General features: G+C 48.8%; 26 protein-coding genes and 1 tRNA gene. 21 read left to right on the top strand and 6 right to left on the bottom strand.

Annotated features, from left to right (window positions below):
* Together ACY69O_RS07875 and ACY69O_RS07880 are read left to right on the top strand one after the other, a co-directional pair.
* Positions 1-458, top strand: a 458-nt coding sequence (locus tag ACY69O_RS07875; protein WP_462332920.1) for an IMP dehydrogenase, incomplete at its 5' end; no start/stop codon positions are given.
* A 152-nt stretch (positions 459-610) separates the two neighbouring features.
* On the top strand, positions 611-1,990 hold the full coding sequence (locus tag ACY69O_RS07880) for a sodium-dependent transporter (protein ID WP_462332921.1): 1,380 nt from the start codon (positions 611-613) through the stop codon (positions 1,988-1,990).
* A gap of 118 nt (positions 1,991-2,108) precedes the next feature.
* Here ACY69O_RS07880 and ACY69O_RS07885 read toward each other — a convergent pair whose 3' ends face one another.
* From ACY69O_RS07885 to ACY69O_RS07910, 6 genes are all read right to left on the bottom strand, one after another.
* On the bottom strand, positions 2,109-2,477 hold the full coding sequence (locus ACY69O_RS07885; protein WP_462332922.1) for a hypothetical protein: 369 nt from the start codon (positions 2,475-2,477) through the stop codon (positions 2,109-2,111).
* 444 nt (positions 2,478-2,921) lie between these two features.
* Positions 2,922-3,010, bottom strand: a tRNA-Ser gene (locus ACY69O_RS07890).
* A gap of 47 nt (positions 3,011-3,057) precedes the next feature.
* Positions 3,058-3,618: a chromate transporter gene (locus ACY69O_RS07895; RefSeq protein ID WP_462332923.1), complete on the bottom strand. Its 561-nt coding sequence runs from the start codon at positions 3,616-3,618 to the stop codon at positions 3,058-3,060.
* Between the two features lie 12 nt (positions 3,619-3,630).
* On the bottom strand, positions 3,631-4,206 hold the full coding sequence (locus tag ACY69O_RS07900; RefSeq protein WP_462332924.1) for a chromate transporter: 576 nt from the start codon (positions 4,204-4,206) through the stop codon (positions 3,631-3,633).
* A gap of 14 nt (positions 4,207-4,220) precedes the next feature.
* Positions 4,221-4,886, bottom strand: coding sequence for a deoxyribose-phosphate aldolase (gene deoC / locus ACY69O_RS07905; RefSeq protein ID WP_462332925.1), 666 nt, complete (start codon positions 4,884-4,886; stop codon positions 4,221-4,223).
* Between the two features lie 173 nt (positions 4,887-5,059).
* Positions 5,060-5,743 (bottom strand): hypothetical protein, encoded by a 684-nt coding sequence (locus ACY69O_RS07910; protein ID WP_462332926.1) that lies wholly within the window; start codon positions 5,741-5,743, stop codon positions 5,060-5,062.
* A 297-nt stretch (positions 5,744-6,040) separates the two neighbouring features.
* On the opposite strand from ACY69O_RS07910, the gene ACY69O_RS07915 reads away from it, so the two are divergent.
* From ACY69O_RS07915 to ACY69O_RS08005, 19 genes are all read left to right on the top strand, one after another.
* Positions 6,041-7,783, top strand: a complete 1,743-nt coding sequence (locus tag ACY69O_RS07915) for a carboxylesterase/lipase family protein (RefSeq protein ID WP_462332927.1) — start codon at positions 6,041-6,043, stop codon at positions 7,781-7,783.
* Positions 7,784-8,092: 309 nt separating this feature from the next.
* Complete coding sequence (locus ACY69O_RS07920; RefSeq protein ID WP_462332928.1) at positions 8,093-9,691, top strand: amidase; 1,599 nt, start codon at positions 8,093-8,095, stop codon at positions 9,689-9,691.
* Positions 9,692-9,709: 18 nt separating this feature from the next.
* Positions 9,710-10,891 (top strand): carcinine hydrolase/isopenicillin-N N-acyltransferase family protein, encoded by a 1,182-nt coding sequence (locus tag ACY69O_RS07925; RefSeq protein ID WP_462332929.1) that lies wholly within the window; start codon positions 9,710-9,712, stop codon positions 10,889-10,891.
* Positions 10,892-10,913: 22 nt separating this feature from the next.
* Complete coding sequence (gene budA, locus ACY69O_RS07930; RefSeq protein WP_462332930.1) at positions 10,914-11,741, top strand: acetolactate decarboxylase; 828 nt, start codon at positions 10,914-10,916, stop codon at positions 11,739-11,741.
* A 192-nt stretch (positions 11,742-11,933) separates the two neighbouring features.
* Entirely contained in the window at positions 11,934-12,524 is a 591-nt protein-coding gene (locus tag ACY69O_RS07935) for a biotin transporter BioY (protein WP_462332931.1), read from the top strand.
* 3 nt (positions 12,525-12,527) lie between these two features.
* Positions 12,528-13,229, top strand: coding sequence for a dethiobiotin synthase (bioD, locus tag ACY69O_RS07940; RefSeq protein WP_462332932.1), 702 nt, complete (start codon positions 12,528-12,530; stop codon positions 13,227-13,229).
* A 12-nt stretch (positions 13,230-13,241) separates the two neighbouring features.
* Positions 13,242-14,609, top strand: coding sequence for an adenosylmethionine--8-amino-7-oxononanoate transaminase (gene bioA / locus ACY69O_RS07945; protein WP_462332933.1), 1,368 nt, complete (start codon positions 13,242-13,244; stop codon positions 14,607-14,609).
* Between the two features lie 160 nt (positions 14,610-14,769).
* Positions 14,770-16,512 carry a putative bifunctional diguanylate cyclase/phosphodiesterase gene (locus ACY69O_RS07950; protein ID WP_462332934.1) on the top strand — a complete coding sequence of 581 codons (1,743 nt, stop codon included), beginning with the start codon at positions 14,770-14,772 and terminating at the stop codon, positions 16,510-16,512.
* A complete protein-coding gene (locus tag ACY69O_RS07955) occupies positions 16,506-17,150 on the top strand; it encodes an HAD family hydrolase (protein ID WP_462332935.1) in 645 nt (214 codons plus the stop codon). Before ACY69O_RS07950 ends, ACY69O_RS07955 begins: the two co-directional genes overlap by 7 nt.
* A 70-nt stretch (positions 17,151-17,220) precedes the next feature.
* Positions 17,221-17,916 carry an L-ribulose-5-phosphate 4-epimerase gene (locus tag ACY69O_RS07960; RefSeq protein ID WP_462332936.1) on the top strand — a complete coding sequence of 232 codons (696 nt, stop codon included), beginning with the start codon at positions 17,221-17,223 and terminating at the stop codon, positions 17,914-17,916.
* 189 nt (positions 17,917-18,105) lie between these two features.
* Positions 18,106-19,299, top strand: a complete 1,194-nt coding sequence (gene sucC, locus ACY69O_RS07965) for an ADP-forming succinate--CoA ligase subunit beta (RefSeq protein WP_462332937.1) — start codon at positions 18,106-18,108, stop codon at positions 19,297-19,299.
* A 21-nt stretch (positions 19,300-19,320) separates the two neighbouring features.
* Positions 19,321-20,223, top strand: a complete 903-nt coding sequence (gene sucD, locus ACY69O_RS07970) for a succinate--CoA ligase subunit alpha (RefSeq protein ID WP_462332938.1) — start codon at positions 19,321-19,323, stop codon at positions 20,221-20,223.
* Between the two features lie 176 nt (positions 20,224-20,399).
* The gene (gene mreB / locus ACY69O_RS07975; RefSeq protein ID WP_462332939.1) at positions 20,400-21,425 is read left to right on the top strand and encodes a rod shape-determining protein MreB; all 1,026 of its coding nucleotides are present in this window, start codon (positions 20,400-20,402) and stop codon (positions 21,423-21,425) included.
* Between the two features lie 88 nt (positions 21,426-21,513).
* Positions 21,514-22,311, top strand: coding sequence for a flagellar basal-body rod protein FlgF (flgF, locus tag ACY69O_RS07980; protein ID WP_462332940.1), 798 nt, complete (start codon positions 21,514-21,516; stop codon positions 22,309-22,311).
* A gap of 91 nt (positions 22,312-22,402) precedes the next feature.
* Entirely contained in the window at positions 22,403-23,191 is a 789-nt protein-coding gene (flgG, locus tag ACY69O_RS07985) for a flagellar basal-body rod protein FlgG (protein WP_462332941.1), read from the top strand.
* Positions 23,191-23,931, top strand: coding sequence for a flagellar basal body P-ring formation chaperone FlgA (gene flgA / locus ACY69O_RS07990; RefSeq protein WP_462332942.1), 741 nt, complete (start codon positions 23,191-23,193; stop codon positions 23,929-23,931). The genes flgG and flgA overlap by 1 nt, the downstream gene beginning before the upstream one ends.
* 23 nt (positions 23,932-23,954) lie before the next feature.
* Positions 23,955-24,554 (top strand): flagellar basal body L-ring protein FlgH, encoded by a 600-nt coding sequence (locus ACY69O_RS07995; protein WP_462332952.1) that lies wholly within the window; start codon positions 23,955-23,957, stop codon positions 24,552-24,554.
* Between the two features lie 17 nt (positions 24,555-24,571).
* A complete protein-coding gene (locus ACY69O_RS08000) occupies positions 24,572-25,678 on the top strand; it encodes a flagellar basal body P-ring protein FlgI (RefSeq protein ID WP_462332943.1) in 1,107 nt (368 codons plus the stop codon).
* Positions 25,679-25,689: 11 nt separating this feature from the next.
* On the top strand, positions 25,690-26,154 hold the full coding sequence (locus ACY69O_RS08005; protein ID WP_462332944.1) for a rod-binding protein: 465 nt from the start codon (positions 25,690-25,692) through the stop codon (positions 26,152-26,154).
* Positions 26,155-26,191 lie beyond the last annotated feature (37 nt).

Here is a 26,191-nt window from a genome sequence, read left to right on the forward strand (position 1 = left end):
CGGGCATTTACGTTCCTGTCTGCTCGGACGGCGGTATTGTACACGATTACCACATCACCCTCGCACTTGCTATGGGAGCAGACTTCATGATGCTTGGACGTTATTTCTCCCGCTTCGATGAAAGCCCGACAAACAAAGTCAAAGTCAACGGTACATTCTACAAGGAGTACTGGGGCGAGGGCTCTAACCGTGCGCGCAACTGGCAGCGTTATGACCTGGGCGGCGCTTCGAAGCTGTCCTTCGAGGAAGGCGTTGACTCCTATGTACCGTATGCAGGTCCGCTGCATGACAATGTTGGCATCACCCTCAGCAAGGTTCGCTCGACAATGTGCAACTGTGGCGCACTCAGCATCAAAGAACTGCAGGAGAAAGCAAAGCTTACTCTTGTTTCCTCCGTCAGTATCGTCGAGGGAGGCTCACACGACGTTATCCCCCGCGAGCAGTTCACTTCCCACTGATTTCCGCATTATTTCACGCCTGTGGTTTTTGAAACCGCAGGCGTTTTTATTTGTGCGAAACAATTGCTTTTCAGTCCTTAATCTCGTATAATTTTCATTAAGTGTCCTCTGTGGATGGAGGCACATGAATTTTCGATTAAACGGAAAGTGATGTGTTGGTTTTGGAACGTGGAAGTTTTTCCTCCCGCCTGGGATTTATTTTGGTCTCTGCGGGGTGTGCAATCGGCCTGGGAAATGTCTGGAGATTCCCGTATATTACGGGTAAATTCGGCGGCGCGTCGTTTGTACTCATTTATCTTCTGTTTCTGGCTATTCTCGGACTGCCTATCATGATTGCAGAGTTTGCCGTAGGACGTGCCAGCAAGCGCAGTGTTGCGCTCTCCTTTGATGAGCTTGAGCCGAAGGGAACAAAATGGCACTGGTACAAATACGGCGCCATAGCCGGAAATTTTCTTTTGATGATGTTTTATACGACGATTTCCGGGTGGATGTTTTACTATTTGTGGCAAATGCTTACGGGTGGATTTGTAGGGCTTGATGCCGCGGGAATCGGTCAGAAATTCGGGGCTATGCTTGCAGACCCTGTGCTCATGACGGCGAATATGGTATTGGTGGTAGCTTTAGGCTTTGGTGTATGCTGGCTTGGAGTTCAGGCTGGTGTAGAGCGCATTACCAAGTCAATGATGGTATGCCTGCTCGGTCTTTTGATTCTTCTTGCGGTAAATTCCGTTCTGCTTCCGGGAAGCGAGGCAGGTCTTTCCTATTACCTGATGCCGAACATGGACAATCTTCTGAAATACGGTGTCAGCGAGGTCGTATTTGCGGCTATGGGGCAGGCCTTCTTTACCCTGAGCCTTGGTATCGGCTCACTGGCGATTTTCGGCAGCTATATCGGAAAAACCAAGCGCCTTACGGGCGAAGCAATATGGGTTATTATCCTTGATACATTCGTTGCGCTCATGTCGGGACTCATTATTTTCCCTGCATGCTTTAGTTTCGGAATCGACCCGGGCGGCGGACCGAGCCTTCTCTTTATCACGCTTCCGAATGTGTTTAACAGTATGGCGGGCGGACGTATCTGGGGAACGCTATTCTTTCTGTTCATGTCTTTCGCTGCCATGTCAACCGTTATTGCGGTATTTGAAAATATCATTTCCTGTGTCACGGAGCTGATGGGACGTGGTCGAAGAGGGACAATTCCGGGACTTGCTATAGCAATCGTGCTTTTGTCTATGCCGTGCGTGCTTGGATTTAATTTATGGTCAGGCTTTCAGCCCTTCGGACCGGGCAGCGGAGTTCTTGATTTTGAGGACTTCTTCGTCAGCAGCAACCTCCTTCCGATTGGAAGCCTTGTTTATCTGTTGTTCTGCGTAACGCGTTACGGTTGGGGCTGGGATAACTTCATACGCGAGGCTGATACGGGAAAAGGTATCGCGTTCCCTAAATGGATTCGCTTCTATCTGACGTGGATTCTCCCGCTTATAGTGGTATATATCTTCATAAAAGGTTATATGGCGATTTTCTTCAAATGATAATAAGACTGCACTTCGGTGCAGTCTTATTTTGTTATATGATGAGGACAAAAAATAAATCCCTGCCTCGTGGGCAGGGATAAAAATCGTGGGGTTTTCGAATACGCGGACGTCCGCGTCAGAGGGAAAGCCTGCTTGCAGCACGCTGGAAGTTTGTGCTGAGTTCCAGCAAATAAGCCGGTCCCAGGTTCTGCTCGGTATCCATAGAGATACCTGTACGCAGCTTCAGCTTGTTGCGGTTTACGATTTTTTCAATTTTTTCATGGACTGCTGCCAGCTTCTTCTCGGCGGTTTTAATCTCACGCGCACTCTGTTCATCATGCTCACGCGCTAAACGCTCCAGTGTCGCTTCGGAATTTCCTTTTTCCATGCGATACTGCTTTGCAAGCAGATTGTCTGAGGAAGCATTGGCCTTTGACGTCACTGCAATCATGTACGGCGAAATCCTCTTCGCCGGATCATAAAGTGCAGCTTGAATGGAGCTCATGCTAAGCACCTCCCTGTGTTTAGTTGTGGGGCTTCCGTAGCCAATCGGTGTTACACTATATCCGTAGTGTGAATTCATTTCACACGGATATCTGTCTATATTATAACCTATGTAAAAGTACTCGACAACCGTATGAAATCAAGGGTTACGCCTGTTTTGAAGTTTGCGGGGGCTTGACAAGGAAAGCTGGGACATAAGTCTGAAATTGAAAATAAAAGGACTACAAAATTATAAAAGCCTTAAATCCTGTGATTATCTGGGATATAGAAATCATGTCATAAAAAATAGGTTTTTTAATCAAAAAACAAGGACTTTACTCTCATTAATTGTGTATATTTGTTTATAGTATTTATAACAAGAGTTTATGAAGTAAAAATTAAGATTGCTTGGCTTTTTTTAGAAAAAAAGAAAAGACCCGGGATAATCCCGAGTCTGTAATATTCATGGCGGAGAGGGTGGGATTCGAACCCACGGTGCCTTGCGACATCACCGGTTTTCAAGACCGGCTCCTTAACCCACTCGGACACCTCTCCGAAAAGCTAGTATTATTATAGCAACGATGAAATATCTGTGTCAATACTTATCCTACAAGGCCTGAAAGCAGACCGAGGATACCGCTGCCAAGCAATACCCTTATTACACCGATTTTCATTCTAACGGCAATGATGGCTGCAATCAGAATGACAGCTCCGCGTAAATCCATGCTCATGAGATTAATCGGCATTTTCTCCGTATTCCACAGAGCAAGCAGTATAAAGCCTATGCCTGCACCAACGATGAGTGCTACAACTGCGGGGCGGAGTCCGTTCAGAATTCCGCGGATTGGACCGATATCACCGTATTTGTAAAAGAGTACCGACAATATAATTCCCAAAATTAAGGACGGGGCAACGAAACCGAAGGTCGCGGAAGCAGCTCCCAAAGGCCCTGCGATTTTTGTTCCTGCAAAGGTTGCCGCGTTTATTCCTATAGGGCCCGGAGTCATTTGTGAGATTGTGAAGATATCAACGAATTCCCGAAGGGACATCCAGTGATAATTATCAACGACCACCGCCTCAATGAGCGGCATGGAAGCGTAGCCGCCGCCGACGCAGAAGAGACCGACTTTGGCAAACTCAAGGAAAAGAATAAGATAAATCATGTCGGTACCTCCTCAGTCATATTTGCGGTCCCGCATGAATGCAAGACCAATAAGTCCGTCAATCAGGATAAGCAGCATGATGTTGACGCCGAAAAAGAAATTTGCGATGAAGGTTCCTGCTATGATAACTATCGGAAGCAGGAGCTTTTTCTTTATCTGCTTTGAGACAAGGTCTATGGCAACATTTGCGATGAGCGCCGTGGCACCGCACTGCATGCCCTTTAATACCATCTGTATATATGGATTTGCTGCGAATGCATCATAGGCATAAGCGATTGTGGATAAAGTTATGAGAGGGGGCAGGACAGTTGCCAAAAGAGCGGTGGCGGCACCGGGTATACCTGCCATGCGGTATCCGAGAAGAATAGAGGCATTTGCCGCAATTACTCCCGGCATTGACTGGGCAATTGCAACGAGGTCAAGGGCTTCCTTGTCCTTAATCCAGCCGTATTCATCAACAAATTTTGCCTTCAGCAGTGGAATTATTACAAAGCCGCCGCCTACAGTGAAGGCACTGATTACAAAAGTAGATACGAAAAGCGCGCGGTAGAAGCTCATACCGCGCGCACGATTTGTCATGGAATCCATGTGAGAAAACTCCTTTAGATATCTTTGTCCGTTTTGTCTTTCAAAAGACGGACAGCCGCACTGCATCCAAGACGGTCGCAGCCTTCGGCGAGATACTGCTTCATATCCGAAATGGTGCGGATTCCGCCGGCAGCCTTGACTTTAACACCCGGGCCGACATTGGCGCGCATGAGCGTGACATCAGCGTGGCTTGCTCCGGCTGAGCCGAAGCCTGTTGAGGTTTTGATGTAATCGGCACCGCCGTCCGTAACGGCATGGCAAAGCGCGATTTTTTCCTCATCCTCCAGATAGCAGGTTTCGATTATGATTTTGAGGACATGCTTTCCGACAGCTTTTTTCAGCGCGGAAATTTCTTCCGTGATTTTTGCAAATTCTCCGTTTTTGACATCACTGAGATTTACTACAGCGTCAATTTCGGAGGCGCCGTTCTTTAATGCCTGTTTTGCCGCCCATACCTTTGCTTCGGTGGTATCGGCGCCAAGCGGAAAACCTATTACCGTGCATATTGTCACGGTAGGACCGAATGTTTCGTGTACGCGTGCTACATAAGAGGGCGGAATGCAAATGGACGCCGTGTGATAGATAAGTGATTCTTCACAGAGCTCCTCAATCTGCTGCCATGTGGCGGTTGGTGAGAGCAGGGTATGATCGACATGCTTCAGGATATCCGAGCCTTTCATTGGATAAAACCCCTTTCTGTTAATCGTGTATGCGAAACAAGCACATTATAACGCCTTTAGCGAAATTTTTCCACATTCAAAATAAAGAGATTAATAAAAGTTTTAAGTGAAAATAAAAACGATTCGATTCACCGTACATGTGTGGGTAAATCGAATCGTTGCGAAGTTCTGGATTATTTTGCGGCTGCAGCAGCTGCGGCAGCTTTTTCCTCGGCAAGAATTCTTTTTGCCGAAGGAGTCATTTCGAAGTTGACGTTATGGTATTTTTTGCTGAAACGTGCGGAAACTACAACAAAGTTTTTGACGATAGCCTTATAGAGTGCGTCGTCAGCGTTTCCAATCGCGAGAGAGAAAACGAAGTTTCCTGAGGTCCAGCGTACCACGCGGGTTCCATCAGACGCAGAGGCTGCGTAGATGGGAGTGTTGTTGGAGTCGCCGGCGCTTTCCTTCTTCCAGTCAACGCTGTAGAAACCGCTGATATCCTCCGTATGTACGAAAGGAAGGACTGCAGTGCGCAGAGCGATAGTGCTGCCGTCAAGTTTGCCTACAAAGCGGACATCTGCCACCTGGCCGCCAATGCCGTAGACATGGACTGCAGGGTGATACGAAGCGTAAAAGTTCGCCGGAAGGTAGAGTACCGGGAAACCGATTGAACGTTCAAGAGCCGGAACATCTTTATATTCGATGTACGGGTTTGGCATACCGACTGAAACAGGTGCCTCCTCAGCGGCAGGAGCCTCAGCAGTTTCCTCGTAAGCTGCTTCTTCCTCGTAGCCTTCCTCTGCGTGTGCGGCAGGAGCTCCCAAAAGAGCCGCAGCGAGAACAGCGGCGCTCAGTGTATATTTCATCTTTGTCATAAAATGACCTCTTTTCTTCGATTTTGTTTATGAGTTTGTTTTCAATCTTTTTTATTTTATCATGCAGTCCTCTTTGGCGCAAATGGACAAAAGAAAGAAGCCGATAAGAAAGAAGCCGATAAGAAGGAGGCGGGGAGGTGAAAACGCTGCTTGAAACTTAAAACGGGTATTGTCTGAAAACACAAAAAATAAGATAATATAAACAAATAAATAGTTCTTCGAACCGGAAGCAGATATGTCAATATCAAAGCCGCTTTCTGCAATGGCTGTACGAGCAAAGGAAAGGATATGATACTAATGTATAAAAACCTGACCCGCAGGGAGTTCATCAAAACTGCCGCAGTGGGATTTTTCACCGTCGGTATGACCGGTCTGCTGCCGTATGAAAAAGTTTTTGCCGCAGGGAAAGAATCCGGAAGAACAGGCAAGGAATTGAAGAATGAGTTCCTGGATGCAGCAAAAATGAAAGCGCGAATGATGGCGCTGTACGGCGAGAACAAACAGATTACGGACGATGATTATGACAAGTCGCTTGCGGTCAAGTGTATTAACGGAACCTTCGTCGGTAAGAGGAATGATGGCGTCATCGCCTACAAGGGCATTCCTTTTGTCGGGGAGCAGCCTGTCGGGGAGCTGCGCTGGAAAGCACCGGTGGACTGCGTGCCGGATGACGGCGTGTACGAAGCGTATTACTTTGGGAAGAGCCCATGTCAGGTAGAAGACGGCATCTTCCAAATTGCCTCTATGTATCCGCAGGGTGAGGACTGCCTGTATCTGAACGTGTGGAGAGCAGAGGAGATGGGCACACCGAAAAAACCGGTAATAGTATGGATTCACGGAGGCGCCTTTGAGGTTGGCGGGACAACCGAGCCGCGGGAGGAGTGTACGAATTTCGTCAGAGAGAATCCTGATGTTATAGTTGTTTCCATTGATTACAGACTGGGTGTCTTTGGTTTCCTCCACCTTTCGCACCTGCCGGACGGCAAGGATTATCCGGACGCGCAGAACCTTGGGCTTATGGATCAAATTATGGCATTAAAGTGGGTTCATGAGAACATCGCGGCATTCGGAGGAGACCCGGACAACGTGACAATCATTGGTCAGTCCGCCGGCGGAGGAAGTGTAACCACGCTCCCGCTGATCAAAGGCTCCCATCGGTATTTTAAGCGGGTTATTGCCATGAGCGGCTCCCCTGTTTTCACAAGATCCACGGAGGATGCTATTGCCTGTACGAACGAGTTGATGGAGGCTCTGGGGTGCAAGACTGTTGCTGACCTGCAGCAGGTCGATATCAAAAAGTTCGTGAATACGGCAGGCGCCTTGCTTGGACTGCGGGTATGGCCGGAAAGAGACGGAAGCTATCTGCCTCTGGACCCGTTTGAGGCTTACGCAAAGGGCGCAGCAAAGGATATAGACTTCCTTCAGGGCTGTACCAAGGACGAAATGGGATATTTCATATACGGAATGGGATTGGAACCCTGGAATAAGTTTTGCGCTGACCGCAGAGCGAAGAAGCTTGCCCAACTGACGAAGAAGGAGATGGCATTGGTTGAGGGCTACTGCAGGAATGCAAAGGACGTAAGCCCTGAATACTCCGCCACCAACCGTCTGTTTGACCAAATTGTGTTTATAGCTCCACTCTTTAGACTGTCGGAGAATCAGACAAAAGCCGGCGGCAAATCCTACACATATTTCTTTACGGTTGAATCTGCATTCCCGTTGCTGAAGAGCGGACATGCGATAGAGCTTTCGACTGTATTCTGTCATCCGGAGGAGACTCTTGTTACGGGAAGGCAGTTTGATGAGACGTTCTCGAAAACCCTGCGTAAGATGTGGGTTCAGTTCGCCAAGTCCGGCAATCCGTCACTCGGCGCGGATATTTCTCCCGACGGAAAGGCGAAGGAGTGGCCGCTTTACGATCTGAAGGACAGAAAAGTGATGGTATTCGATGAATTCAATATTCATCCGGAAAAGGAATCCAAAAGAAAGCTTCTTGATTGGAAGAGAACGTATTTCCTGACCGAGTATTACTGTATCTAAAATAGCCAAATCATATCCGCGCCTGCGCAAGGGAAAGGCTGTAGGAGGAAATACCATGAAAATCTCAAAAAAGCGCTTAGTATCTTATTGGCCGCGTTTATGGCCTTCAGTTTCGCTGTCTGCAATTCGGCTGCAGAGGCTGACAAAACGCTGAGCGGGATGCTATGTAACCTCCGGGATCACATGGCATCGTCAGATAGGGAGGGGGATGTCATAAACACATAGGCGAAGAACTGTAGTATTTTTGGTAACGTGTAGATTGAGGCCCCGTCAATAGTGGCGAGAAATATGTAATGGGAGGTATGGTGAATGAACAGATATTTTTTCAGGAAAGCACTTTTAGCGTTCATGGCGGCAGTGCTGATTATGCTCTTTACATCAGGCACAAATGCAGTTTTTGCCGCGTCGAAGTTTTCCAATGAAGAGCTGGCATACATGCCGGCTGTAAAACTCATAGAACTGTTCCAAAAAGGCGAAACAACGCCCAGCGAGGTTTTGGAAGCGCAGATCAGCCGTGTAATGAAATACAATGGCGAATACAACGTATCGCGCAGGGACCTGGTAAACGAGCTGGATACGTTCAACGCCGGCAAGGTCAATGCCATCACCTTCGATAATTTTGAAGAGGCCAGAAAACTGGCAAAGGAGGCCGATGAACGCTATCGGAATGGCACTGCGCGCAGGCTTGAAGGGATTACCGTCGGCATCAAGGACGAGAATGAAGTCAAGGGATGGCGCGTCGATGCCGCATCCCTTATTCTGAAAGACCATGAGCCGTGCGCCGCTGACGGTGCCATGATTCAAAAACTCCGTAAAGAGGGCGCGATATTTGTTTTCCAGACGACGGTACCTGAGCAGTACCTCAGCCCCATGACCTGGTCGCGACTCTACGGCGTCAGCCGCAATCCGTGGAACCTCTACTACGGCACCGGCGGGTCGTCCGGCGGATCAGGCGCGGCGCTGGCCGCAGGCTTCTGCACGCTGGCCACCGGCTCTGACATGGGAGGCTCCATCCGCATTCCTTCTGCCATGAACGGACTGTATGGCTTCAAACCGCCCTTCGGCCGCGTAGCCACGTCGGACAACACCTACGAAACCTTGGGGCCCATGGCACGCACCTTTGCCGACATGGCGCTCATGCAGGATGTCATTGCCGGTCCAAGCCCGGAGGTCCATTCCTCAATTCGTCCCAAGCTGGACTACCCCCGGAAATATACTCCGATTAAGGGGCAGAAGGTCGCCGTCGCTTACTGCAGGAACTGGCTTCAGGGCGGTCTGAGCCGGGAATCCGACCATGCAATAGATACCGCAGTCGCGGCGCTGAAGAAAGCCGGAGCGCAGGTTGAACTGATAGAGCTCGACGTTGAAGCCGAAAGCTTCATGCCTACTTATTTCAAGGGACTCATGTCAACAAGCATGTACGTCATATTCAACGGTTTGGACGAGCATCGTGACCTGTTCAGCTCGTACGTGAAGAATCTGGAGGCGTATGCAGGCAATCTGACTCCACAGGATCAGGTTAATGCAGAAATGCTGTTGATGAAGCTGCACCGTGATGTTCAGCAGAAGGTTTTCGAGAAGGGCTGCATCGCCCTGATCATGCCCACGATGGCAACGCCCTATTTCCCTGCCGATCTTGAAGCGACACCGGATAAAACAGCCCAGGTAAAAGGGAAAATCTATCCCAGCACCAATCTTCTGCTGACACCGATTTGGAATCTTGCCAGCAGGTACCCGGTTGTGAATATGCCGGTGGAACTGTCCGAGAAAAATGTTCCCGTGGGTGTACAGATTGTCAGCAACACCTATGATGATCTGAATGCCTTCCGTGTGGCATACGCCCTGTCAAAAACCATTGATCCTCTTTATAGGGACGGGCGCTTCCCGGATTTCAGAAATGAAAAATAATACGATGGAGGAGATACCATGGACAGCTTAAAGAAAAACTTTAAACTTGTTTTTGCTGCGCTGATGGCTTTCAGTTTAGTCATTTGTGCTTCAGTAACACAGGCTGCTTCCTTCACAGCTCCGCAAAAGCTGGATAAGTACCTGTACTACATGGAATACACTGACTACGTGCCTGATCTCACGACGGGCGAACATGTCAAGACTGGCTTTGCGTGTTCATCAGTACGCAACGGAAACTTCTACGGCCGCAATCTTGATTTGGACTATGCCGACGTTCCCGAATTCGTAGTCAAGGTTGCTCCAAAGGAGTCTGAGGGACGTTATGCAAGTATAGGCATGGCGGCGATTCTCACGATAAAGTCCGATGAAGTTGCCAGGGTTCCGGAAGCTGAGTTCCTCGCGCTGCCAAATATGACCTTTGACGGCATCAATGAAAACGGCGTGGCGATGAACAGCAACGTCGTTCCTGCCGATGATCTGGATTTTGCTACATTGCAGTCAACCAATTACGGCAAACCGCGCATTCATGCTCTTGCTGTAGTCAGATATGTTCTTGACCACGCAGAGTCCGCCGCTCATGCTGTAGAGATGCTGAAGAATATGGACATTTACGGCGGTTATGGCCCCTGCGGGATTCACTGGATGCTCGCTGATGAGAAGGAAACCTATATCCTTGAATGTATAGACGGTGAACTTATTGTAAGAAACGACACCGACAACATCATGACAAATTTCTACATCAACTACGGCAGCTATTCAAATTACGCAAAACAGATAGCAAAGAAGGGGCAGAAGGTTGCGGGAAAAACCTACGAGAACTTCCCTGTTCTTACGCCTCATGCCTGTGGAGTTGAGCGTTACGCCATACTGAGGGAGCATTACGCAGAGGGCGGAGAGTCCGCAGAGGGAATGGCACGCCTGATGGAACGTGTGAAATACACTCAGACCTATGAGGCTGATACAAATCCAATCTGGTACACAGAGACCTGCGGCGGAGATCTGACAATCGACAGCGCGCCGATGGATTTCAAACAGGCTATTCAGTCCGGCATAGATACCTACAAGATGCACGACAGAAGCATTCAGCCGAATAACTTCTGGCAGACATGGCACACGGCGGTTTACGATTTAGCAAACAAGACACTTCGGTTGAACATTCAGGAGGATTATTCCAAGCACTACGACTTCAAGCTGGATTGAGAATATAAGGAGAATGATGTGCATGAAAACGAACCTCAAAAAGAAGCTTGCTCTTGCTTTGGCTGCCGGTCTTCTTGTGGGCAGCGTGGGCTATGCTTCACCTGCTTTGGCAGAGCGGGAAAGTCTGAATCAGATAGCTCTTTTGCAGTCCTTGGCTCAGGGATATTTTGGCGGCACGGTAACGGTGCGGGATATGCGCTCTCTCGGAGATGTTGGCATCGGTACCTTTGAGGGGCTGAACGGAGAAATGATTATGCTGGACGGCACGGTATATCAGGCTTTGGGCGACGGCCGTGTTGTGGTGGCTGATGACAGGACTGCTGTTCCCTATGCTACCGTTACGTATTTTGACGATGATATTCACGTCGGGATGAAGGACGTCAAGGATAAGGAGAGCTTTGAAAAGCTGTTGAACGCGGAAGTTAAAAAGTGCGGCGAAAACAGCTTTTACATGATAAAGCTGCATACGGAATTTTCTTCCATTCTCTTTCGCAGTGAGTACGGCAGCCGGAAGCCCTATCCTACGCTGGTAGAAGCCCTCAAAGGAAAGCAGACGGAATTTACGGCCCAAAATATCAAGGGAACTTTAGTTGGGCTGTACTGCCCGAATTATATGGGAGGACTTAATACACCCGGATGGCATTTCCATTTTATTTCCGATGACAGGCAGCAGGGCGGGCATATTCTGGAGCTGTCTCTGAAGGAAGGCACCGTGGAGCTTGATAAAACGGATAAATTCACTATGATACTCCATGATGATCCGGAGTTCCACCGGATGAATCTGGCAAAAGATATGAGTAAGGACATAAAGAGCGCGGAGCATGACACCCAGTCGGATATGAACAAATAGGACGGACAAAACACAGAAGAGAGCCTGCCGTAAATCAGAGATTTTCGTGATTTGTGGCAGGCTCCTTTTTTCTGCGGCTGCTTATTCTTCCTGCAGATGGAGAGGTCTGCATATTTCGTTAACCATACTAAAATTGTTGGTTGACAATATTGGCGGTGGGGCGTATCCTATGTGAACGAAGGGGGAGTTTACATGAAAAAATTAGAGTTAAGGGAAATGATTCTGTGTGCTTTGTTTGTTGCGTTGGTAGCTGCCGGAGCGTTTATACGTATTCCCGTCGGGTCTGATGTGTTCACTCTGCAGTTTATGTTTACCCTTTTGGCAGGACTGATTCTTGGCGGACGGCTTGGGGCTGTATCTGTTTTCGTTTATATACTGCTGGGGCTTATAGGTGTTCCTGTTTTTGCATCCGGCGGAGGACCGGGTTATATTCTTCAGCCGACCTTCGGGTATCTCATCGGATTTGTTGTTCAGGCGTGGTTCTGCGGATGGATGTCACGCCGTTCCGGAGAGTATTCGGCGAAACGTCTTTTGGCGGTCAATGTCGGAGGAATGGCGATTGTTTACCTTTTCGGTCTCAGCTGGTTTTATGTTATTTCAAATTTTGTGATTGATGCTCCGGTTTCTCTTTGGTGGGTTGTTTTGTACTGCGGTATTTTACAAGTGGTACCGGACTTTTTGCTTTGCACAGCTGCGGCGGGGATTGCCGTAAAATGCAGGCACGCCGGAGTTTGGGTAGAAAGTGCTCACTCCGATAGTTCATTTCAGGTAAAGGAAGCGTAAACAATGGGAAAAGGTATTTTTGTTACAGGAACAGGAACAGACGTGGGAAAGACCTATGTTACCGGGCTTATTGTAAAAAAGCTTAGGGACAGCGGACTGAATGCCGGCTACTATAAGGCAGCAATAAGCGGGGCTGAAAAAGGAAAGAATGGAGAGCTTTTGCCGGGAGATGCTCTTTATGTTAACGAAACCGCGGGTATCGGCGAAAAGACGGAAAATCTTGTTACCTATGTTTATCCCGAGGCTGTATCACCCCATCTGGCGGCAAAAATAAACAATGAACCTATAGATTTTGACAGGGTAGAGAGCGCGTTTCGGCGGGCTTTGGGAAAATATGATTACCTCACAATGGAGGGCAGCGGTGGAATTATATGCCCGTTGCGTTGGGATGAAAAACAGCATGTGATACTTGATGACCTTGTATCGAGGCTGGATTTGGGCGCTGTTGTGATTGCCGATGCGGGACTGGGCACGATAAATTCCGCGGTGCTAACCATAGAGCATCTGATGATGCGTCATATCCCGGTAAAAGGAGTCATACTCAACAGTTTCCATCCGGGGGATATGATGGAAGAGGATAATCGTGACATGATTGAAAAAATCACGGGCGTACCTGTTATTGCCGTTGTGAAAAAAGGCGATACCGAGCTTGATATTGATGCGGCTTTTCTTGCGGGATTATATGAAACACCGTTCAAAAAATAAATATTCGGGGGAATGAAGGTTATGTTGATGGATGAGCATTACGAAGAAAGAGATTTGAAATATATCTGGCATCCGGCAGCACAGATGAAGGATTATGAAGAACTGCCGCCGATTGTAGTGGCGCGTGGGCGCGGCGCATGGCTGTATGATGTTCACGGCAGGCGTTATTTGGATATTATAAGCTCGTGGTGGTGCAACCTTTTCGGGCACTGCAACCCTGTCATAAATAAGGCGGTTAAGGACCAGATTGACAAGCTGGAGCATGTTATTTTTGCGAATTTTTCGCACGAGCCTGCGGTGAAGCTCGTTGAAGCGCTGGCAACCATCGTTCCAAAGGGACTTTGTAAATTTCACTTCAACGATAACGGTTCCTCGGCGGTTGAAGCGGCACTCAAAATGTGCTTCCAGTATCATCTGCAGACAGGGCACCCTGAGAGACAGAAGTTCATGTGCCTTTCCGAGGGCTATCACGGAGAAACAATAGGCGCTCTTTCTGTAGGAAGCCTCGACCTGTACGCAAAAATGTATCAGCCAATGATGATGAAGAACATTCATGTGGAAGCACCTGACTGCTACCGCTGCCCGTTCGGGAAAGACAGGGACCATTGCAGCTGCGAATGCTTTGAACATGCGGAAAAAGCATTTGCCGAGCACGGTGAAGAAACCGCGGCAATCATTGTTGAACCGCTGCTTCAGGGAAGTGCGGGTATGCGGGTGTATCCGGCTCTCTACCTGAAGAAGCTCAGAGAACTGTGCGATAAAACGGGAGTGCTTCTTATAGCTGATGAAATAGCAACAGGCTTCGGCAGAACGGGAAGAATGTTTGCGTGTGATCATGCCGGAATAACACCGGACATCATGACTATATCCAAAGGACTCACCGGAGGGTATCTCCCTATGTCGGTTACAGTCACAACACAGGAAATTTATGATGCCTTCTATGCTGATTACAGTGAGGGGAAAGCTTTTGTGCACAGCCACACATACTCAGGAAATCCTCTTGCATGTGCCGCGGCCCTTGCCGTGCAGCACATTTTCAGGACACAGCCGATTTTTGAAAATATGGCGGTCAACTCCAAATGGCTGACAAAGAGAATGGAGGACGTCATAGGCTCGCATCCTAATGTCGGCGAAATCCGTCATATAGGGCTTATTCATGCTTTCGAGCTCGTAGCTGATAAGAAAACAAAGCAGCCTTTCGACGCGGCAAAACGTACAGGCTATGAGGTTTACCGTCATGCCCTTTCACATGGACTTTTGCTCCGCCCAATAGGAGATGTGCTGTACTTCAATCCGCCTCTGAACATAACGCAGCCGGAGCTTGATGAAGCACTGAGTCTCGCAAAAACGGCACTTGAGGAAGTGCTTCCGAATCGTTGAAATACACGAGTGCAGCTCCGGGCTTTTGTCCCTAAAGGCAAGAATAATGAAAATTCTTTTGCTGAAAAGATGAAACTTCCTCTCTAATATGATAGAATATAGTCAACCTAAAAAAGGACAGGAAGGGATTCATTTTTTCCTGGCGGAGAGAGGAATAGGTATGGAGAAGAAAGCCAAACGGCCATGCATGCTTATTGTAGATGATGTGGAAATCAACCGCACCATTTTGGAGGAATATTTCAAGGATGATTACGAAATACTCCATGCAGAAGACGGGCAGCAGGCACTCGATGTTATCGAAGAAAACAATATTGATATCATTCTTCTGGATCTTGTTATGCCTGTCATGGACGGTGTAGAGGTACTTACCCGTCTGAAGCAGAATTCACGCTTTGCGTCAATTCCTGTTGTTGCTACAACTGCCCGTAACGAGGTAGAAAGCGAAGCAAAGATGATGGAACTGGGGGCGGCTGACTTTATCACGAAGCCGTATCATCCTACGATTGTCCGCTGCCGTGTGCGTAATGTCATGGCGCGTCTTGAGAATGAATGGCGCAAGATTGAGCAGGCGGAGCAGAAGGTTCAGCTTTTGGAGCTCAGCCGTAAAATCGGCGAGGATCCGCTGACTCATCTCTATAACCGTGAGAAATTCTGCACGGCTGCGGCAGAGCTCATGCAGAAGAATTCCGATGTCAAATATGTCATTGTTTATCTCGACATAAGCCATTTCAAGGTTGTAAATGACCTCTGTGATATTGAGACGGGAAATCTTGTCCTCAAAACAGCCGGCGCGTGCTTTGCGCATTACACGAAAGACCGCGGAATCTGTGCGCGTCTTGAAGCAGACCATTTCGCAATCTGTATGCCTCTCGACGAGCTCAAGATGGACGAGTTGATCAGTGCCGTTGACGAAGATATGCAGATGCTTGTTCTTCCGCATACTATCCTGTTCTATGCAGGTGTTCTGCCTGTCGAAAATGTATTCCTCCCGGTAGACCAGATGTGTGACCGTGCGCATATGGCTTTAAGCACGGTAAAAGATAACTACCGTAAGCGCTATGCCTTCTACGATGACAAGATGCGCGAGCGCATGATGGATGAGCAGATGATTCTGCGCGAGATGGAGTATGCTATCGAGCAGAAGCAGTTTACCATCTATCTGCAGCCTATTTACAGCACGGTAAAACAGTGCGATACAAGTGCAGAGGCTCTTGTCCGTTGGACGCATCCGACGGAAGGAATGATTTCTCCGGACAGATTTATTCCGCTTTTTGAACGAAACGGTTTCATCGTTCGCCTTGACCATTACGTATGGGAAGAGGTCTGCCGTCTGCTTGCCGACGAGCGTGCCAAGCTCGGACGCGTTGTGCCGGTGTCCGTTAATGTCTCACGGCTTGATTTTTATGACGAAAACCTCTTGGATTTCTTCCTCGGTCTGATGAAGAAATATGACCTTGAGCCTTGGATGATCAAGCTTGAGGTTACAGAAAGCGCGTATACCGACAATCCGCAGCAGATTATGAAAACCATGAAGCGGTTCCAGGAGGCAGGCTTTAAGTTCCTCATGGACGATTTCGGAAGCGGGTATTCCTCTCTTTCCATGCTCCGAAATCTGCCGGTCAATATCCTGAAGATAGATATGAGATTCGTTCAGGAGATTGTAACTTCCTATCGTGCGGCGAAAATAATGGAGCACATTGTCCAGCTTGCCCATGATATCAAGATGGATGTCGTAATCGAGGGCGTTGAAACGAAAGAACAGGTCGAGTTCCTGCAGGATATCGGCTGTGATGAAATACAGGGATATTATTTCTCCCGGCCGCTGCCGCGCGACGAGTACCTGGAACGTCTTGCGGAGAGCCCCATTGTGGGAGAATCAACGGAGTTGTCTGAGGGTTGGTAAAAGCATTTCTGTTTGATATGGACGGCGTTCTGATTGACAGTGAGCCGATTCATACCCGTGTAAAACGGGACACACTTATACATTTCGGTCTGGACGCGGATATTGATTTTTCCGCGTATATGGGCCGAACGAGCCGTATTCTCTTTACCGACGCGATAGAGCGCGCCGGAAGACATGATCTTGAGCCTTCTATGTTGGCGGACTACAAGCATGAAAGGTATCTTGATATTTTGAAAAATGATGATGCTATTCAACCGATTGAAGGAGCGCGGGAGCTCCTTCTTCGTTTGTCAGAGGAGCAAATTCCAATGGCTTTGGCATCTTCATCTGCACGGCAGGTAATTGAGGCTGTGCTCGAAAAATTTGATTTCAATCACTTTTTTTCCTCGGTGCTGAGCGGGGCAGATCTTCCTGCAAGCAAGCCTGACCCTGCGGTTTACAGGATTTCAGCGGAAAGGCTTGGAAAGAACCCGGCTGAATGTGTGGTTCTTGAGGACGCTTCGTCGGGAATTGCCGCGGCGAAAGCTGCAGGTATGCGCTGCATAGCGTTCAAAAATCCGAATTCGGGAAAACAGGATTTATCGGATGCCGATTGGATTGTCCATAGTCTGAAGGAAATAGATATTACAGCGTTGTGAAAGCAGCGCTTTTTTCTTTTTGGGAGTATATATTTGAATACTGTTAAATTTGCGAAAGGAGAATTGCGATATGCTTGAAAAACTTAAAGAAGAGGTATGCCGCGCAAACTGCATGCTGCCTGAATACGGACTTGTAACCTTTACATGGGGGAATGTTTCCGGGATAGACAGGGAAAAGGGCCTCGTTGTCATAAAGCCTTCAGGGGTGGAGTACGATTCTCTGAAGCCGGAGGACATGGTCGTTGTCAGCCTTGCGGATGGAAGAGTAGTAGAGGGAAAGCTGCGCCCATCCTCTGACACGGACACACATCTTGCCTTATACCGTGCATGTGATGAAATCGGCGGAGTCGTCCATACTCATTCGAGATATGCTTCCTCCTGGGCACAGGCAAAACGCTCCATTCCTGCACTGGGAACGACTCACGCAGATGATTTTTACGGTGATATTCCGTGCACGCGTCCTATGACGGCAGAGGAAATAAAGGGAGCATACGAGGCGGAAACGGGAAAGGTTATTGTTGAAACCTTCGCGGGAAAAAATATGATGGAGATTCCTGCGGTGCTTGTGGCGTCGCACGGGCCTTTCGTTTGGGAAAAGGACGCTGTATCGGCTGTGAAAAAATCCGTGGTGCTTGAGGAGGTCGCACGAATGGCACTTTACGCGGAATCAATCGCGGGCGAAAAACTTTCAACGATGAATCAGGTACTCATGGACAGGCATTATCTGAGGAAGCACGGCAAAGATGCTTACTACGGGCAAAAATAAGGACGAGAAGAATTTTGTATACAATTCGAAATAATTTACTTTTGATGGTAAATTTTTTTGAAAATTCGGTAGACGAAAGAGAAAAAAACAGTTACAATTATTTTTGTATATTGCTTATAATGCGAAAAAACTGTACAGCATCTAATAGAGATGTAACTTGAGTTGAAAGATCAGACAGGGGGCAAATGTATGAACATTCATGAGTACCAAAGTAAGCAGATTCTGCGCGAATTTGGCGTAAAGGTTCCTAACGGCCAGGCTGCGTTCAGCCCGGAAGAGGCTGCACGTGTGGCAAAGGACATGAGTACGCCGGTTGTTGTTGTTAAAGCGCAGATTCATGCGGGCGGACGCGGCAAAGCCGGCGGCGTAAAGCTGGCTCACAATATTGACGAGGTCAAGCAGTACGCATCCGGTTTGCTTGGAAAAGTACTCGTTACGCATCAGACCGGCCCTGAGGGCAAACAGGTAAACCGTCTTTTGATTGAAGAAGGCTCGAATATCGAGAAGGAATACTATCTCAGCTTTGTAATCGACCGCAAAACTGCACAGATTGTCATGATGGGTTCCGAGGAAGGCGGCATGGAAATCGAGCAGGTAGCGGAGGAAAGCCCTGAAAAGATTTTCAAGGAATACATTGACCCGGTTGTGGGACTTATGCCTTTCCAGGCACGCCGTATGGCATTCCGTATGCATTTCAAGCCGGAGGTCATGAGCAAGGCTACCAAATTTATGGAAGGTCTTTACAATGTCTTCATTGCAAAAGACTGCTCGCTTGCAGAGATTAATCCTCTTGTTGTCACAAAAGAGAACGATATCATTGCGCTTGATGCCAAGCTGAATTTTGACGACAGTGCACTGTACCGCCACCCGGATGTTGAAGCTCTCCGCGACGAAACAGAGGAAGACCCGAAGGAGCGCGCAGCTGCAAAAGCGGCACTTTCCTATGTCAACCTCGGCGGCGACGTTGCCTGCATGGTTAACGGCGCAGGCCTGGCTATGGCAACAGTTGATATCATTAAATATTACGGCGGCGAGCCTGCAAACTTCCTTGATGTCGGAGGCGACTCCACTGTGGAGAAGATTGCAGAGGCATTCCGTATCATGCAGTCTGATGACCAGGTTCACAGTGTGTTTGTAAATATCTTTGGCGGAATCAACAAGTGCGATGTCATTGCGGCAGGTATTGTTGAAGCTGCAAAAATTGTAGGACTCCGCGTTCCGGTTGTTGCCCGTCTTGACGGCACGAACGTTGAAGAGGGCCGCAGAATTCTCAAAGAAGCAAATGTGCCGGGTGTCTATATGGCAGCTCGTATGGACGAAGGCGCAAAACGTGCGGTTGAGCTTGCGGCAGCAAAAAAATCCGAATTACGGATAAAGGCCTGAGGACGAAGGAGGAGTTCATTCATGGGAATTTTTGTAGGAAAAGACAGTAAGGTTGTTGTCCAGGGTATTACCGGAAAACAGGCTACATTCCATACACAGATTATGAAAGATTATGGCACGAACGTCGTTGCCGGTGTAACTCCGGGCAAAGCCGGTGAGGAGGTTCTCGGTATTCCCGTATTCAACACGGTAAGCGACGCAGTTGAAGCAACGGGCGCAAATGTATCGGTTATCTATGTACCGGCACGTTTTTCGGCTGATTCTATCATTGAGGCTGCTGATGCAGGTGTTGACCTTGTAGTATGCATCACGGAGCATATCCCTGTGCTTGATATGATTCGTGTCCGCCGTTACCTGAGAGACAAGAAAACGAAGCTTATCGGACCGAACTGCCCGGGTATTCTTACGGTAGATGAGTGCCGTCTCGGACTTCTGCCTACATACATTCATAAAAAAGGCCATGTTGGCGTCGTATCCCGCTCGGGAACGCTCACATACGAGGTTACATACCAGCTCACCATGGCAGGTATCGGTCAGACGACCTGTATCGGTATCGGCGGCGATCCGGTCAAGGGCATGGACTTCATTGACGTTCTCGAAGCCTTTAATGAAGATGATGAAACACTGGCTGTCATGATGATTGGCGAGATTGGCGGAACTGCGGAGGAAGAAGCCGCAGCATGGATTAAAGAAAACATGAAGAAACCTGTTGTAGGCTTTATCAGCGGACAGCAGGCGCCTCCGGGCAAACGTATGGGCCATGCCGGCGCGATTATTTCCGGCGGCAAGGGCACTGCAAAGGATAAAATCAAAGCATTGAACGCAGCCGGAATCGAAGTTGCAGATACTGTTGCTTCCATGGGCGAGCTTGCTGTTAAAGTTCTCAAGGAACATGGCATTTATGACAAGTGCCATACCTGCTGAATGACGATGAAAAAACCTGCTCTTTTCAGAGCAGGTTTTTCTTATGTCTTAAAGATTTCCTACGAATTTCTTAATTGACAAAAATTATAGGCTGTTTTACCATTTAGTATATATGCCTGTTTTCAGTTTCGTTTACAGATGGGCGCATCTATTAAAAAGTGGGAAGGGTTTTGAACATGTTTGGAATGAATATGGATATCGGCATTGACTTGGGTACAGCGAATGTATTGGTCTATGTTAAAAATAAAGGCATCGTTTTGAGAGAGCCGTCGGTTGTCGCTGTGGATAAAGACACGAACCAGATTCTCTCAATCGGGGAAGATGCAAAACGTATGCTGGGACGCACACCGGGAAATATCGTTGCAATCCGTCCTCTCCGTGAGGGTGTCATCGCTGACTACGATATTACGGAGAGTATGCTCCGCTATTTCATTGATAAGGTAATCGGACATCGTTTCGTTTTCCGTCCGCGCATTATGATTTGTGTTCCGACGGGCGTTACGATGGTTGAAAAACGTGCGGTACAGGAAGCTGCAGAGCAGGCAGGCGCACGCCGCACGCAGCTTATAGAAGAGCCTATGGCTGCTGCAATCGGTGCAGGACTTCCTGTTGACGACGCAAAAGGCTCCATGGTCGTAGATATCGGCGGCGGTACTACAGACGTCGCGGTAATCAGCCTTGGCGGCATTGTTACCAGCGCAAGCCTCCGTGTGGCAGGCGATAAATTTGATGAAGCGATTATCGAATACGTTCGCCGCACATTTAATATTATGATTGGTGAGCGCACCGCAGAGGAAATTAAAATCAAGATTGCGGCTGCATATCCTGAAGCGCGTCAGGCGCAGATGGAGGTACGCGGACGCGACCTGCTTTCGGGACTTCCGAAGAATATTACGATGACTACGGCTCAGGCAGCCGCAGCACTTGAAGCACAGGTTGGACGTATCGTTGACTGCGTGAAAAAGGTACTTGAGGATACGCCGCCGGAGCTTTCCGCGGATATTATGGACCACGGTATTGTCCTTACGGGCGGCGGTGCGATGCTTTACGGTCTTGACAAGCTCATCAAGCATTGCACAGGCATTCCGACAATGCTGGCAGAGGACCCGCTTTCCTGCGTGGCAGTCGGTACAGGAAAGGCTCTTGAATACGCGGATCATTTCAATGATACGCAGGAAACACCGAGCTTTTTCCATAAATGATAAAATGCTTTTTATAAAAAGCAGGATTTTCCTGTTAGAATGTCGAAATATATTCGTTACAAGATTCAAAATGAATGGGGTGGCATAAATGTGGCGAGGACTTTACACGGCAGCTACAGGTATGATTACTGAACAGAACCGTACGGCTGTTATAGCGAATAACCTGGCGAATGTTAATACGACAGGTTACAAGCGTGACCGCGCTATTGACGAAGAATTTAATCCGATGCTAATTCGCCGTATCAATGATACGAAAAAAATAGCGGTTACGGATTTCAAAGGTTTTTCTTTGGACCGCCGTGCGCCGATTGTCGGAACGCTCGGACTCGGCTCCTATACGGCTGAAATCGCAACGGATGCCTCTCAGGGCAACATGATGACCACGGGCAATTCGCTGGATCTTGCTATCTCCGGAAACGGATATTTCGAGGTTCAGACGCCGCAGGGCGTACGGTACACCCGAAACGGCAATTTTTACCGCCAGAAGGACGGTACCATTGTAACGTCGCTGGGGCAGCCGGTGCTTAATACCGGCGGCCGTCCGATTCAGATTCCCGAAGACGTTGTTGATGTCGTTATCGGCTCCAAGGGTGAAATCTACGGAAACGGCGATATGATTGCTCAGCTCGGTTTTGTTGAATTCAACGACCGCCGTGCCGTTTTGAAGCAGGGCGACAGCCTGTATTTCGCGCAGGAGGGAGCAAGACCTCAGGCAGCGACAGGAGAGATTTATCAGGGTGTTCTTGAACGTTCGAACTCCAACGTGGTAAATGAAATGGTCGAGCTCATAAATAATCACCGTATCTACGAGGCAAACTCCAAAGCCGTAGTGTCACAGGATACTTTACTGGACCATGCGGTCAATGATGTTGGACGTGTGTCCTAATATTTGAAAAATATTTAAGTTTACGGTGAAAAATATCGATATAACTATAGCGTTAAGTATCTATGTTTTTTATGATAGGAGCGAATGACTTATGATGAGAGCCCTTTGGTCCGCAGCGTCCGGTATGAAGACGCAGCAGGACAATATGGACGTTGTCGCGCACAACCTTGCTAACGTCAATACATACGGCGCGAAAAAGGTTCGCGCTGAGTTCCATGACCTTTTGTATCAGACACTGCGTCCGGCAGGAGGCAACAGCGGCCCGGATTCTCAGTATCCGACAGGTCTGCAGATTGGTCTTGGCGACCGCCTTGCAGCTACACAGCGTATCTTTACACAGGGAAATCTTCAGGCAACTGGCAACCCGACGGATATCGCTATCGAGGGTGAAGGCTTCTTCCGCGTAGAGATGCCGGACGGAACCATCGCATATACACGCGACGGCTCGTTCAAGCTTGATTCCAACCGCCGTCTTGTTACTACGGACGGATATCCGGAAGCTGATAACATTACTATCGACCAGAACGCTTCAAGTGATTCCATCACTATCTCCGGAACAGGTCTTGTTTCGGACGTTGTTGACGGTCAGACGAACGAAGTCGGACAGATTACTATTACTCGCTTTGTCAATCCGGCAGGTCTTACGGCAATCGGCAAAAACCTCTTCATTGAGACAGAGGCATCCGGTGAGCCGCTTGACGGCAATCCGGGCGAGGACGGCGCAGGTACGCTGGTACAGTCCGTTATAGAGATGTCCAACATACAGGTCGTTGAAGAAATGGTAAACATGATTGTTGCCCAGCGTGCATACGAGTCTGATGCAAAAGCTATCACGACTTCAGATTCCATGCTGGAGATTGCGAACGGATTGAAACGCTGATGCGTAAGCTGTTTTTTCTGGCTGTTTTTTTGTGGTGCGCTTTTTTTGCTCCGACGAATGCTTTTGCGTACGGTATGGAGCCGGCAGGCACCGATACCCAGACAATTTCTCAGGAACAGATGAAGGAACAGGCCGAGGCCTTTCTTACACAGTCGCTTGATGCGGCGGTGCTTGATGGGCGGTATGAAATCGAATGTGTTCATATACCCCGGCCGATGGAGATTCCACCCGGGGTTGTAAGCTTTCAAGTGCAGACCTCGGGTGGTTTGCGCTTTTGGGGCAATACCTCCGTGGAGATAACACCTGTAGTCGATGGTGTGCCTCACCGTACAATACGGTGCCATTACCGTATCCATCTCTACAATAGTATCGTTGTGGCGGCACGTCCGCTGCAGGCCGATACACCGCTGACAGCCTCTGATGTAAGGCTTGAGGAACGTGAGATTGGTACGAAGGGCAAGCGTTTTTATACGGAGATAGAGGACGTTTTAGGCAAGGTTGTTGCCCGACCGGTGAGTATAGGACGGGCTTTGGAACGCCCTATGATAAAATCCCGGGTTGTTTTGCAGCCGGGGGCGCTGGTAACGATTGTAGCTTCCGTCAACGGAGTCGAGGTAAAGATGGAGGGAACTACTCTCCAGCCCGGCCGTGAAGGAGATATTATAAGGGTAAGGAATAATTCGTCCCGCAAAATTCTGCGGGCGAAGGTAATAGATGAATCAACAGTTGAGGTCCTTTAAGTGCAAGAGGTGAGGATAGTATGATGAAGAAATGGCAAAAGACTGCAGCAGTGGGACTTTGCGCTTTTATGCTTTCCGCAGCGCCGGCGCAGGTATTTGCGCAGTCGCTTTGGGCAGACTCCCCCGGAGGTTCTGAAAGCATGTTCTTTGCGGACCGTAAAGCACGTAATGTCGGTGATATACTTACGATTGTTATAAGTGAGTCGGCATCAACCTCCATGGTAAAAGGCGGTTCCAATTCCAAGAGCGGCAGCACCAATCTGAATGCCGGTGTTGGTATTTTCGGATTTTTGGCAGCGGCCTCCGCAAGCGGCTCCGACAGCTGGAAAGCCAACGGAACGGCAACGGACGTAAACCGTGCTACAGGACGTGTTACCGTCACTGTAACCGATGTGCTTCCGAACGGCAATATGGTTGTCGAGGGAACGCAGTCCATCTGGAATAACAAAAACGAGCATAAGATTACACTTCGCGGAGTAGTCCGCCGTGATGATGTGACCTATGACAATACGGTGCCGTCAACACAGGTTGCCGATGCAACCATCAAATTCGACGGCAAGGGCCCAATCAACGCAAAACAGCGTCAGGGCATTTTGACACAGATATTTAATTTCCTGTTCTGACGGGCGGGGGTGCTTTTATGAAAAAAATTACGGCGCTGCTTTTGGCAGTACTGTGTATGTTCACATTCAGTACAGCGTTTGCCGAATCATCGGTAACGCGCATTAAGGATATAGCAAAGGTTCAGGGCGTCCGTTCCAACCAGCTTGTTGGCTACGGTATAGTTGTTGGTCTTAATGGCACGGGTGACTCCAATAAGACTCTGGAGACTCTGCAGTCCGTAACAAATATGCTCAGAAGCTTTGGTGTTACGATTAACCAGTCTTCACTTAAAACAAAGAACGTTGCTGCGGTTATGGTTACTGCAACGCTTCCTCCGTTTGTACGTGAGGGCGATACCATTGATATTACTGTTTCCTCCATGGGCGATGCCAAGAGCATTCAGGGTGGAACATTAATCCAGACTCCGCTTCAGGCCGGCAATGGACAGGTATATGCGGTAGCACAGGGGGCAGTTTCCACGGGCGGCTTTACTGCCGGAAACGGAGGCAACACCCGCCAGAAAAATTTCCCGACGGTCGGTACAACGCCGAACGGTGCTATTGTCGAGAAAACCGTTGAGGACGACCTCGGAAACAACGGAACGCTGTCCCTTTCGCTTGCACAGCCGGACTTTACAACTGCTGCACGTATCGCGCAGGCAATCAACATGCGTTTCGGAGGCGTAGCACGGGCTGCGAACCCGGGACGTATTGACCTCACTATTCCGCCGTTTTACCGCGGCAATGTGGTGGGCTTTGTGTCGAGCATAGAGGAGCTTCCTGTTACACCTGACAATATCGCGAAGGTTGTCGTAAACGAACGTACCGGAACGATTGTTATGGGCGGTGACGTATCCGTAGACAGCATTGCGGTTACGCAGGGAGGCATTTCCATCAGCATCACGAAAGAGGTTGATGCAACACAGCCGCCTCCGTTCAGCTATGGCAGCACAATTGTCACGAAGAATACTGACGTCGAGGTAGAGGAAGAAAAGGCAAACACCATTGTTCTTCCGGCAACGGCAGATGTTTCGGATATAGTCGGTGCTCTCAACGCAGTTGGGGCAACACCGCGTGATGTTATCTCGATTCTCCAGGCAATCAAGGCTTCGGGTGCTCTGCACGCTGACCTTGAGATTATCTGAGGTGTTTCATTATGATAGATCCAATAGCAGGTCTTGGCGCAGGAACTCCGCATGCGCAATACGGAAGAAGTGCTTTTGAAACGGCGCGTACAGATGCCGAGGCAAAGCATTTCGAGGCGGCTCTCCGCGAGGCACAGCAAAAGGCAGAAGCGGCAAAGCCGGCAGGCGTTGCTCAAAATGTCAATGCCAACGCCATGAGCCTTGACGAGCAAAAGCGTCTCCGTGATGCGTGTGAGGGCTTTGAGGCCATGTTCCTTTCGCTCATGTATAAGGAAATGCGCAAAACTGTTCCCAAGAATGAGCTTTTCGGTGACGACAATGCTGAAGAAATATGGCATTCCATGCTTGATACGGCACTCATGGAAAACGCTGCAAAAGCGGGCGGTGTCGGTCTTGCGGATATGATGTATCAGCAGCTTTCGCAGCCGGTTCTTTCGGCAGAGGCTGTAAAGAATCTGATGCAGCAGAAGAAATAACAAAAGATATGGGGGACGCAGGCTGCTTGCATGCGTC

Source organism: Schwartzia sp. (in: firmicutes), assembly GCF_978017985.1.